This window comes from Stenotrophomonas sp. PS02298, assembly GCF_029959445.1.
GTDB lineage: Bacteria > Pseudomonadota > Gammaproteobacteria > Xanthomonadales > Xanthomonadaceae > Stenotrophomonas.
In genome coordinates, this window is record NZ_JASCOR010000145.1 from 1 (window position 1) to 11248 (window position 11248).

The 11248-nt window shown below is 62.9% G+C and carries 8 protein-coding genes; 5 read left to right on the plus strand and 3 right to left on the minus strand.

All coding sequences use genetic code 11. From position 1 onward, the window contains the following. Positions 1–170 precede the first annotated feature (170 nt). The 3 genes from QMX78_RS17020 to QMX78_RS17030 all read right to left on the minus strand — a co-directional run bounded on the left by QMX78_RS17020 (position 171) and on the right by QMX78_RS17030 (position 2917). Positions 171–1163, minus strand: coding sequence for a cation diffusion facilitator family transporter (locus tag QMX78_RS17020; RefSeq protein ID WP_282271753.1), 993 nt, complete (start codon positions 1161–1163; stop codon positions 171–173). A gap of 80 nt (positions 1164–1243) precedes the next feature. Further along, positions 1244–2050: a thiol:disulfide interchange protein DsbG gene (gene dsbG, locus QMX78_RS17025; RefSeq protein WP_282271754.1), complete on the minus strand. Its 807-nt coding sequence runs from the start codon at positions 2048–2050 to the stop codon at positions 1244–1246. Between the two features lie 24 nt (positions 2051–2074). Next, the gene (locus QMX78_RS17030; RefSeq protein WP_282271755.1) at positions 2075–2917 is read right to left on the minus strand and encodes a TlpA disulfide reductase family protein; all 843 of its coding nucleotides are present in this window, start codon (positions 2915–2917) and stop codon (positions 2075–2077) included. Positions 2918–3011: 94 nt separating this feature from the next. Here QMX78_RS17030 and QMX78_RS17035 point away from each other — a divergent pair, with 94 nt between their 5' ends. From QMX78_RS17035 to QMX78_RS17055, 5 genes are all read left to right on the plus strand, one after another. After that, entirely contained in the window at positions 3012–4445 is a 1434-nt protein-coding gene (locus tag QMX78_RS17035; RefSeq protein ID WP_282271756.1) for a GGDEF domain-containing protein, read from the plus strand. 97 nt (positions 4446–4542) lie between these two features. Then, complete coding sequence (locus QMX78_RS17040; protein WP_282271757.1) at positions 4543–5664, plus strand: metallophosphoesterase; 1122 nt, start codon at positions 4543–4545, stop codon at positions 5662–5664. A gap of 206 nt (positions 5665–5870) precedes the next feature. Next, on the plus strand, positions 5871–7292 hold the full coding sequence (locus QMX78_RS17045) for a DcaP family trimeric outer membrane transporter (RefSeq protein WP_282271760.1): 1422 nt from the start codon (positions 5871–5873) through the stop codon (positions 7290–7292). Between the two features lie 103 nt (positions 7293–7395). Continuing rightward, positions 7396–8745 carry an arginine/agmatine antiporter gene (gene adiC, locus QMX78_RS17050; RefSeq protein WP_282271758.1) on the plus strand — a complete coding sequence of 450 codons (1350 nt, stop codon included), beginning with the start codon at positions 7396–7398 and terminating at the stop codon, positions 8743–8745. Positions 8746–8773: 28 nt separating this feature from the next. Beyond that, positions 8774–11062: an Orn/Lys/Arg decarboxylase N-terminal domain-containing protein gene (locus QMX78_RS17055; protein ID WP_282271759.1), complete on the plus strand. Its 2289-nt coding sequence runs from the start codon at positions 8774–8776 to the stop codon at positions 11060–11062. Positions 11063–11248 lie beyond the last annotated feature (186 nt).

Genomic DNA, 11248 nt, shown 5'->3' on the forward strand with positions numbered 1-11248 from the left:
TGCGGGAACGCGCCCCAGTTTGTGGGAGCGGCGTCAGCCGCGAAGCCAAAGATCAATCAGATTGCAGTTGTACCGGTGATTTCAGCGATGCCAGCTTCGCGGCTGACGCCGCTCCTACAACGCCGAAAATCTACCGGTAAAGCCTCTGCCGAGCATGGCTCGGCACTACCTCAGCGATGCACATGCCCATGATGGCCTTGATGATCCGGCCCGTGCGCATGACCTTCATGATCATGATCATGGTCGTGGTCGTGGTCACCGCCAGCCACCTTCTTGTCGGCACAGTCATCGCCGCAGTGATCCGCCTCAACCTGCACCGTCACATGGTCGATATCAAACCGCTCATGCAGCAGGTCCGCCAGCTGTCGACGCAGCACATCCGGCGCCTGGCCATCCTGCATCACCACGTGCACGGTCAAGGCCGGCGTACTCGATGCCAGCGCCCAAACATGCAGATCATGGATACCGGCGACACCGGCATGCCCACGTAGCGCAGCCTCGATATCGGCCAGCACCACGCCCTTGGGCACACCTTCCAGCAAGACGTTGATCGCATCGCGCAGCAGCACCCAGGTGCGCGGCAGCACCCACAGGCCGATCAACACGGCCAAGATCGGATCCACCAGGGTCCAACCGGTGAAGTGGATGATCAGGCCGCCGGCAATAACAGCCACCGAACCGAGCATGTCACTCCAAACTTCCAGGTAAGCACCCTTGACGTTCAAGCTCTCGCCGCTACCAGCACTGAGCAGGCGCATTGCGATCAGGTTCACCACCAGTCCAAACGCAGCCACCCACATCATGCCGGTGGAGGCGATGTCCTGCGGCTGCTGGAAGCGCTGCACGGCCTCGAACAGGATGTAGATACCCACGCCGAACAACAGCAGGCCATTGGCTACCGCACCAAGCGCTTCCAACCGCGCATAGCCGTAGGTGCGCTTGGCATCAGGCGGACGCCGGCTCAGGCGAACAGCGGTCAACGCGATCATCAGGCCGATCGCATCGGTTGCCATGTGCGCGGCATCGGACAACAGCGCCAGGCTGTTGGTCCAGAACGCACCAATGACTTCCACCACCAGATAGGCGGTGGTCAGACCCAGCGCCCACCACAGTGGTTTCTCGTGGCGGATTTCGCTGGGCAGATGGTTGTGGTCGTGACTCATGGCTGGCTCCTCATAGCGGGGCCAGCTTAGTCAGCCAGTGGCGGCGGAGACTATTACATCGCCGCCGCCCGGTTCAGTGATCAGCGCGGGCCGAGCACCGTCTGCATGTCATCGCCCTGCGGCATTCCCGAACGCATCTGCACCGTGCCGTCGGCATCCTTGAACAGGATGCCCGGCGTGCCCTGGAAGCCCAGATCGAGCATCAAGGCCTCGTTGGCACGCAGTTTGGCCTGCACCGCCGCCGGCACCGTCGCCAGCGGCTTGATGCCGCCCTTTGCGAAATCACGTTCGTTCTGGATCAGCGCCTGCTCCGGCGAGGCAGCACCCAGAATCGCAGCGGCCTTGTTGGCACTGTCCTCGCGGATCACGCCGACCAGGATCTGCCGGATCTGCACCTTGCCTGCGGCCACCCACGGCTGCGCCGCTTCCCAGAAACGGTTGCAGTACGGGCAGTTCGGATCGCTGAAGGAATAGATGACACGCGGCGCATCGGCCTTGCCATCGCGCACCCAATGGCTGGCTTCCACCTTGGCCCAGGCCTGCTGGCCCATCGGCCCGGATACCAGCTCCTTGAGCTTGGCGGCGCTGACATCCTCACCCTTGGCGTTGACCAGGGTACCAACCACCGCGTACTCACCATCCTTGGACACGTACACGCCCAGCGGTCGCTGGCCGGCGACGCCGGCATAGCCGGTCAGGCCAACCGGCGTTTCGAACGTCCCCATGAACTCCACGCCCTGCGAACGCAGGGTCTTCACTACCGCCGGCTCATTGGCCGCAGCCGGCTTTGCCGCAGTAGCCGCCGGGGCACTGGCAGTCTGTGCGCAGGCCAGCGGCGTCAGCGTCATGGCGGACAACAACAGCAACATCGAACGGGAACGCATCATCGTGTGTCTCTTTCAGGAAAGGGGTTATTGCGTTTCGCGCAGGCGCGCTTCCAGCGTGGCGCGCGACAGCTCGCCCATGTGCACATTGCGCAGCCGCCCATCGGCGCCGAAGAACAACGTTGTCGGTAATGCGCGCGCACCGGTCTGCTGCATCACCTGTGATTCGGCATCCAGCAGCACATTGCTCAACTGCATGTTCTCGGTGCGCAGATAGCCGGCGACTTCATCGCGGGTTTCGCCCTGATTGGCGAAGACGAACTGCACCTGCGGGTGCGCCTGCTGCGCCTGTGCCAGCACCGGCATCTCGCGCCGACACGGCCCACACCACGTCGCCCACAGATTGATCACGGTTGGCTTGCCGGCAAAGGCTGACAAGGGTGCGGGCTTGTCCTGCAGGTCAACCAGCACTGCGTCCGGCAATGGAATGGACGATCGCTGCACTGCGAACAATGCCATCCCGCCAATTGCCCAGAACGCCGCGCCGGCGGCCAGACCCAGTAGCACCGGCTTGCGCAGGATGCGTTGGCGGGTCTTCCACATTGCATAGGCCGCTGCGACCAGCAGGCCTGCCCAAATCGAATAACCACCATCGCCCAGACGAATGATGGACAGCGGCTGCGCGAGATAGTCGCCAGCATGCAGCGCCACATGACCCAGACGTGCGCCCAGCAAGCCCAGCAGAAACGCATCCAGCACCACCGCACCGGCACGGCTGCGCATTCCATCGGCAGCTGGCGCCAATGCACGCGCGAAGAACCAGCCAATCGCCAGCGCCAACAGGGCAACCAGCGCCATCAACGGAAACGGGCCGGCACTGATCATCGCGCCATTCCGATAGTGGTGCCCAACACAAGTGAACTTGAACAAACAGTGAATCCAACCATCAACACAACGTCCTCAAAAACCTGTTGTTGCTGCCGATAATAGTCGGCTGCCTCTTGGCACTTTACCGGTCGTACGCATGAACATCGTCCCCGCACCACCCCCAGACACCGACAGCAGCGCGCTCGCAGATGCCTGGAAACACAGCCTCGATGCCGCCGGTGTCGAGGCGAGCCAGATCCTCGCAAGCCTGGCCGACGCGCATGCCGCTGAACTGGCCGCGCATTTTTACAAGGTCATGATGAACGACGCGCGTGCCTCACGCTCGATGTCACATGACCAGGTCCGGGTGCGACTGCAGCCGGCCATGCAGCGTTGGGTCAGGGACCTGCTGCGGGCAACACCCGACAACGTCGAGCAGCTGATCGCCAACCAACGCGTCATCGGCGATGTGCATGCGCGCGTGGGCATACCGGTAGACCTGGTTACCCGTGGCACCCGCGTGCTGAAGCAACGCCTGTTCCAGCTGATCGGCGAGCAGGCCGGGCATGGCGAGACCGCACATGCCGCCATTGCCAGCCTCACCGCATCGTTCGACATCGCGCTGGAGGGTATGACACTGGCCTATTCCAACGCACGGGAACGTTCCTCACGCACGGATGCCGCCTACCGGCTGTTCTCGCTGGTGCAGAACGTCAGCACCGAGCGCGAGCGCCAGCGTGCATTGCTGCTGGATTGGGAGAACACCCTCCTCTACGCGCTGGCGGCGCAGGGCGACCTGGGCAGTTTCCAGACCCTGGCGCGTTCGGAGTTCGGCCTCTGGTTCAACCACAAAGGCATTCCGAGTTTTGGCGAGAGCTCCGAAACCCGCCAGATCAGCGGTTTGATCCATGACGTCGACCAGCTGCTGCAGCACACCCTGCAGCAGGACAGCGACCCTGCCGCGCGTACCGCGCAGCTGCAGGATGTGCGCTCCAAGGTCAGCCAGATCCGCACCTTGCTCGGCATGTTGTTCGAGCGCATCGGCGAACTGGATGCCGGTTGCGATGCCTTGACCAACCTGCTCAACCGTCGCTTCCTGCCCACCGTGTTGCGCCGCGAAATCGAGCTTGCGGAAAAGTCCGGCGATAGCTTCGCCGTGCTGCTGTTGGACCTGGATCACTTCAAGGCCATCAACGACGAGCACGGCCACGAAGCCGGAGATCGCGCCCTGCAACACGTCGCCGGCATCCTCAGTCAGTTCACCCGTGGCAGCGACTACGTATTCCGCTACGGCGGCGAAGAATTCGTGGTCGTGCTTGTGGCGGTGGAAGAACGCCAGGCCATGGTGATCGCCGAAGGCCTGTGCCGGCGCCTGGTCGATACGCCAGTCACCCTCGCAGATGGCCAGCTCCTGCCCATCAGCGCCAGCATCGGCGTCGCCCTGTATGACGGCCACCCGGACTACGAGCGGGTAATGGCACGTGCCGACGCCGCCATGTACCAGGCCAAGAAACAGGGCCGCAATCGCGTTGTACTGGGCAGCGATGCCTTGCCCACCGCACCGGGCCGTAGCGCGCTGCGCCGCGATTGAGCAGCAGGCAGCACCAACCGATAGCACATGCTGCCGGCGCAGCGAACGCATAGGCTGCAGGCGGGTGCAAACGGTCACCCGCCTCTGGAAGCCTGCAATGCCCATCCTCCGCGTCCTGCTCATCCTGCTGCTGTGCAGTGCCCTGCCCGCCCTGGATGCCAATGCCCGCGAGGTGCCGCAGCCAGCGTCGCATGTGCAGGCCGATGGCCCCTATGTGTTCCGCGACGGCAAGCGACTGCAGGCACAATGGATCTGCGACGACAGGGTGGTCTCGCGAAAGGTGAAAGCAAGGCGCGCTATCACCCGTGCAATTGCACCAGAGTGTGGCTATCCGCACGCACTGCGCATCGCCCCGCTCGCCACGCCAGCTGCTGCAGCACTACCCGCGGTGTCGCGCATCGTTGCCGTCTCCGACATCCATGGCCAGTACGATCTGCTGCGCCGCTTGCTGCGCGCCAACGGCGTGATCGACGGCGACGACAACTGGGCATTGGGTCAGGACACGCTGGTCATCGCCGGCGACGTATTCGACCGTGGCCCGCAGGTCACCGAAGCCTTCTGGTTGCTCTACAGCCTGCAGCAGCAGGCCGCGCAGGCGGGCGGTGCAGTGCACTTCGTGCTCGGCAACCATGAAACGATGGTGCTGTACGACGACCTGCGTTACGTCAATCCCAAGTACCTGCGCAGCGCCCAGCTGCTCGGCCGCAGCTATCCGCAGCTGTATGGTGCCGATTCGGTGATCGGGCAGTGGCTGCGCACGCGCCCGGTGCTGCTGCGCATCGGCGACACCTTGTTCCTGCATGGCGGCATCTCACCCGACGCACTGCAACTCGCACTCGATCCAGCGGCCACCAACGCTGCATACCAGGCCTCGCTGGGCCGCCCCAAGGCGGACGTGAAGGCGGATCCAGCCACCGCACCGCTGTACGACGGCAAGACCAGCCCCATCTGGTACCGCGGCTATTTCAACGGCCAGCTGGATACCACCGGCGTGCAGACCGTGCTTGACCAGCTCGGGCTCAAGCGCATCGTGGTCGGCCACACCTCGATGCCGCACGTGAGCAGCTTCCACGGTGATCGCATCATCGCTATCGACAGCAGCATCAAGGACGGTGAGAACGGCGAATTGCTGTTCATCGAGGATGGCACGCTCAGTCGCGGGCTGCTGGATGGCAGCCGGGTTCCGCTGGAGATCGGGCGCACAGAAACGGAGAACTGAGCCTCCCACAATCAGATTCTCACCATTTATGACAATAGGTTTCATCCCAAATTCACGTAGTCATAACCTGATTTCAACGATGGTAAATAGGCAGGTCTCACGCAGCCTGAGGGGGCAGTCAGCGTGTCGCCACGCAAGCGATAGGTGAATCGCGGCGGGGATGTGTTCCGGCCGTGAGTGACGTTTTCTTCTCCACGGAACAGGCGATGAAACCACTGACGCTGGCCACACTGTTGCCACTTGCGCTGCTGCCCGGCGCAGCAGGCGCGCAGGACTCCGTTTCCGCTTTACGGGCGGAGATCGCGCAGGCGCAGCAGCATCTGCAAACGCTCAACGCGCGGTTGGATGCACTGGAGCAGGGACAGGCAAGTCCCACCCCAAAACCTCCACCACTTCCACCGCCGCAAACCACGACATCCCCCTTGGACGCGGCAGTCCCTGCCACCGCCAAGACGACCGCCGCACAAAGCATACTGCCGGCGCGTGACTCGGTCGCAGACCCTTCCACCGCCGCCTCGCGCCTGGACAACGCACCGTCACCGACCGACCCGGAACTGAAGGGATTCATCGCAATCCCGGGCACCGAGACAATGATCCGGCTCGGCGGCTACGCAAAACTCGACGCCATTGCAGACCGGCGAGCCGCCGGTGACACCGAGCAGTTCATCACTTCGTCGATTCCGGTCGACAGCCCGCACCGCGATGTCTCGCACTTCGGCATGCATGCCAAGCAGACCCGCTTCAGCTTCGAAGCGCGGCGCCCTACCACACACGGCAAGCTGCGTTTCTACCTGGAGAACGATTTCTTCGGCAGCAGCGACAGCTACGAGTTCCGCCTGCGCCACGCCTACGGCCAACTGGGCAACACCTATGCCGGCTACGGCTATTCCACCTTCATGGATGCCGACTCGCTACCGGACACGCTGGACTTTGCCGGCCCCGGCGCGGCCGGCTACCTGCTGGTGGCAGGCATCCACCACAGCTTCGCGCTGGGCAAGGGCAACAGCCTTACCGTGGCGGCTGAAAACCCCGATTCGCAGCTCGCCAACACCGGCGACAACGACAGCAAGACCGAGCACCTGCCCGACATCAGCCTGGTCGCACGCATGGAGCGTGATTGGGGCCACCTGCAGTTGGGCGCGGTGCTGCGCAGCCTTGGCTACGACGGCGATGGCCGCAGCGACCGCACCGTCGGCGGCGGCCTGCAGCTGAGTGGTTCCTATGCGGTAGCCGAACGTGACCTGCTGCTGTTCGGCCTGATTGGCGGCAAGGGCATCAGCCGCTATACCGCCGACCTCACCGGCTCCAATCTCGATGCCGCCCTCGATACCGACGGCCGGCTCAAGGCGCTGCCACTGCGTGGCGGCTTCTTCGGCTACACCCACTACTGGTCGGACCTGTGGCGCTCCAACCTGATCTACGGGCAACTGCAGATCGACAGCGCCGATGCCTTGGCCAGCGATGCATTCCGGCGCAGCCGTTACGCGGCATTGAACCTGCTGTGGAGCCCTGCACCGTCCTGGACCATGGGCATGGAACTGCTCTACGGCCAGCAGCAACTGCAGAACGGCCGCGATGCGGACACCCTGCGCCTGCAGGGCAGCCTGCAATACAACTTCATCAAGTAGCAGGCAGCCGATGACCGCACCTCACGTGCGGCTGGCCACCCAACGATTCACGCAATGTCCTTCCCATCGAATTACCCGGCAACGCCGGTGAGAGGAGATAGTCATGGCAGGTCAGAAGAAAATCGGGGTCGTTGGTGCGACCTTTCTGGTGGCAGGCAACATGATGGGCTCAGGCGTGTTCCTGCTGCCTTCCAGCCTCGCCAAGATCGGCACCGCCTCGATCTGGGGCTGGCTGATCACCACCGCCGGCGCATTGTTGCTGGCCTTCGTGTTCGCCAAGCTCGGCAAGCTGGCACCGAAGGCGGGCGGCCCGTACGCCTATGCGCGTGATTGGTTCGGCCCCTACATGGGCTTCCAGACCAACACCATCTACTGGTTCGCCAACTGGATCGGCAATGTTGCCATCCCGATCGCGGCAGTCGGCTACTTCAGCTATTTCTTCCCGGTCCTGTCCGATCCGGTACCGCGCTGTGTCGCGGTGCTGTTGCTGGTGTGGGCATTGAGTTTCGCCAATGTGATCGGGCCATCCTTCGTCACCCGCGTGCAGACGGTGACCACCAGCTTCGCCTTGGTGCCCATCCTTGGCATCGCCATCTTCGGCTGGTTCTACTTCGACCCGGCCATCTTCAAGGGTGCCTACAACGTTTCCGGCCAATCCAACTTCGGCGCCGTCTCCAGCGCGGCGGCCCTGACCCTATGGGCCTTCATCGGCGTTGAATCCGCATCTGTGACTGCAGGTGTGGTCGAGAACCCGGAGAAGAACGTTGCCCGCGCCACCCTGGCCGGCGTGTTCCTCGCGGCCATCGCCTACATTGCCAGCTCGTCGGTGATCATGGGCATGGTCCCCAACGCCGACCTGCAGGTCTCCGACGCACCGTTCGCGCTGGCCGCAGCAAGCGCGGTTGGCGGTTGGGGCGGCGCGCTGGTCAGCTTGTGCGCCTTCGTTGGCGCAGCCGGTTCGCTCGGTGGCTGGATCCTGTTGACCGCACAGAGTGCCAAGGCCGCCTCGGACGATGGCTTGTTCCCGAGCATTTTCAGCAAGACCAACAAGGACGAGGTACCAGTCAAGGGCGTGCTCATCGTTGCCATCCTGATGACACTGGCGGTACTGGTCACTTCCACCTCGGCAACCGCATCCGCGCAGTTCGACGTGATCACCTCGGCGGCGGTGGTGCTGACCCTGCTGCCCTACATCTATTCCTGCGTGGCCTGCTACTTCGTGGTGGAACGCTCGCATACGCTGGCCCATACCGGCGCCTTCTGGGTGCTGACCAGCATCACCGTCGTCTACTGCCTGTGGGCCATCTACGGCTCGTCCGGCAGCATCGTGCAGTACGCCTTCCTGTTCGTACTGTTCATCACCGTGTTCTATCCGTTCTTCAGCGAAGAGCGCCGCAAGCAGCGCCTGGCCCAATTCACTCCGAATGGCACCGCCCGTGCCAGCACGAACTGATCCCCCGCTCGGTAGATAGGAAAACATCATGTACTTCAAATCACTGGACTACCCTATCGTCATCATCGATGCCGATTACGAATCACCACGTATCGCCGGCATCCTGATCCGCGCCCTGGCCGAGGAACTACGCAAGAGCGAGCAGCGCGTGCTCACGGGCCTGAACCTGGATGATGCCCGCGCCGGCGCACGCACCTACGTGGCTGCATCGGCGGTATTGATCTCCATCGATGGCACCGAGGACGATGACGACCAGTTCCAGCGCCTGCTCGCCTTCCTGCGTGAGCAGAGCCAGCGTCGCACCGACCTGCCGGTGTTCCTGTACGGCGAACGCCGTACCATCGAGAAAGTACCGAGCAAGCTGCTCAAGTTCGTGCACGGCTACATCTTCCTGTTCGAGGACACCAAGAGCTTCATCGCCCGCCAGGTGATGCGCGCCGCCGACGACTACATGGCGAAACTGCTACCGCCGTTCTTCAAGGCATTGATCCACCATTCGGCACAATCCAACTATTCCTGGCATACGCCCGGACATGCTGGCGGCGTAGCTTTCACCAAGTCGCCGGTAGGCCGTGCACTGCACCAGTTCTACGGCGAGAACACCTTGCGCAGCGATCTGTCGATCTCGGTGCCGGAGCTGGGCTCCCTGCTCGACCACACCGGCCCGATCCGTGACGCCGAAGCCGAGGCCGCGCGCAACTTCGGCGCCGACCACACCTTCTTCGTCACCAATGGCACCTCCACTGCCAACAAGATCGTCTGGCATGGCACCGTGGCGCGTGGCGACATCGTGTTCGTCGACCGCAACTGTCACAAGTCGTTGCTGCACTCGCTGATCATGACCGGCGGCATCCCGGTGTACTTCACCCCGAGCCGAAACGCCCACGGCATCATTGGCCCGATCAGCCTGGACCAGTTCTCCGGTGAGGCCCTGCAGAAGATGATCCAGGCCAATCCCCTGGCCAGCAAGGCGGCCAAGCCCGGCGCCAAGCCGCGCATCGCGGTGGTCACCAACTCCACCTACGATGGGCTCTGCTACAACGCCGAGAAGATTGCCGACAATCTCGGCTCAGCTGTGGACTTCCTGCACTTCGATGAGGCTTGGTACGCCTATGCGGCGTTCCATCCCTTCTACGAAAACCACTATGGCATGGCCAAGGGCAAGCCGCGTGAGCAGGATGCGATCATCTTCACCACCCACTCCACGCACAAGCTGCTGGCTGCTTTCTCGCAGGCATCGATGATCCATGTACGCAATGCGGCAACACGCGAACTGGATGCGGAACGCTTCAACGAATCCTTCATGATGCACACCTCCACCAGCCCGCATTACGGCATCATTGCCTCCTGCGACGTGGCGTCGAAGATGATGGAAGGTGACGCGGGCAAATCGCTGGTGCAGGAAATGCACAATGAAGCCGTTGCCTTCCGCCGCGCGATGCTGCATGTCAGTGAGGACCTTGGCCGCGATGACTGGTGGTTCAAGGTCTGGCAGCCCGATGGCGTGGAACGCACCCTGGCCAAGGGCGACAGCAGCAAGCCGATGGTCACTTCGCGCCCGGATTGGTATTTGCGCCCGGATGCGCATTGGCACGGCTTCGACAATCTCGCCGACGACTATGTACTGATCGATCCGATCAAGGTCACCCTGCTGACGCCCGGGCTGTCGATGGACGGCGAGATGGGCAAGCTGGGCATTCCGGCAGCGGTGCTGAGCAAGTTCCTGTGGTCACGCGGCATCACCGTGGAGAAGACCAACCTGTACTCGGTATTGTTCCTGTTCTCGATGGGCATCACCAAGGGCAAATGGAGCACGCTGGTCACCGAGTTGCTCGCGTTCAAGGACCTGTACGACGCCAACGCACCGCTGAGCCAGTCACTGCCCAGCCTGCTGGAAGACAATGCCAGCGCCTACGCTGGCTGGGGCCTGCGCGATCTGTGTGCCGCCCTGCATGAGTTCAACCGCGAGTTCCGCGTGGCAGAGGTAATGCGCGAGATGTACGTCGAGCTGCCGGAGCCGGTGATCACGCCTGCCGAAGCCTATAACCATCTGGTGCGTGGCGAGATCGAACGGGTGGACATCGACCAGCTCAGCGGCCGCGTCGCCGGCACCATGCTGGTGCCCTACCCGCCCGGCATCCCGACCATCATGCCGGGCGAGCGCTTTGGTGCCAGCGATGAGCCGATCATCCAGTCGCTGCGCATCGCCCGCGAACAGAACGCCCGCTTCCCCGGGTTTGAATCGGATGTGCATGGCTTGATCATCGACAACAGCGGGGAGAAGCCGAGTTATCGGGTGGAGGTTTTGAAGATTTGACCGCGGAGAAGAAGCAATACGTGCCTTCCCTTCTCCCGCTTGCGGGAGAAGGTGCCCCGCAGGGGCGGATGAGGGGAGCTCTTGGCTCTTGGCTCTTGGCTCTTAGCTCTTGGCTCTTAGCTCTTGGCTCTTAGCTCTTGGCTCTTGGCTCTTAGCTCTTAGCTCTTAGCTCTTAGCTCTTGGCTC

Bases quoted from the DNA above. Each gene is read 5' to 3' on its own strand.
- QMX78_RS17020 (WP_282271753.1), bottom strand. From the start codon at position 1,163: ATGAGTCACGACCACAACCATCTGCCCAGCGAAATCCGCCACGAGAAA.
- dsbG (WP_282271754.1), bottom strand. From the start codon at position 2,050: ATGATGCGTTCCCGTTCGATGTTGCTGTTGTTGTCCGCCATGACGCTG.
- QMX78_RS17035 (WP_282271756.1), top strand. From the start codon at position 3,012: ATGAACATCGTCCCCGCACCACCCCCAGACACCGACAGCAGCGCGCTC.
- QMX78_RS17040 (WP_282271757.1), top strand. From the start codon at position 4,543: ATGCCCATCCTCCGCGTCCTGCTCATCCTGCTGCTGTGCAGTGCCCTG.
- QMX78_RS17045 (WP_282271760.1), top strand. From the start codon at position 5,871: ATGAAACCACTGACGCTGGCCACACTGTTGCCACTTGCGCTGCTGCCC.
- adiC (WP_282271758.1), top strand. From the start codon at position 7,396: ATGGCAGGTCAGAAGAAAATCGGGGTCGTTGGTGCGACCTTTCTGGTG.
- QMX78_RS17055 (WP_282271759.1), top strand. From the start codon at position 8,774: ATGTACTTCAAATCACTGGACTACCCTATCGTCATCATCGATGCCGAT.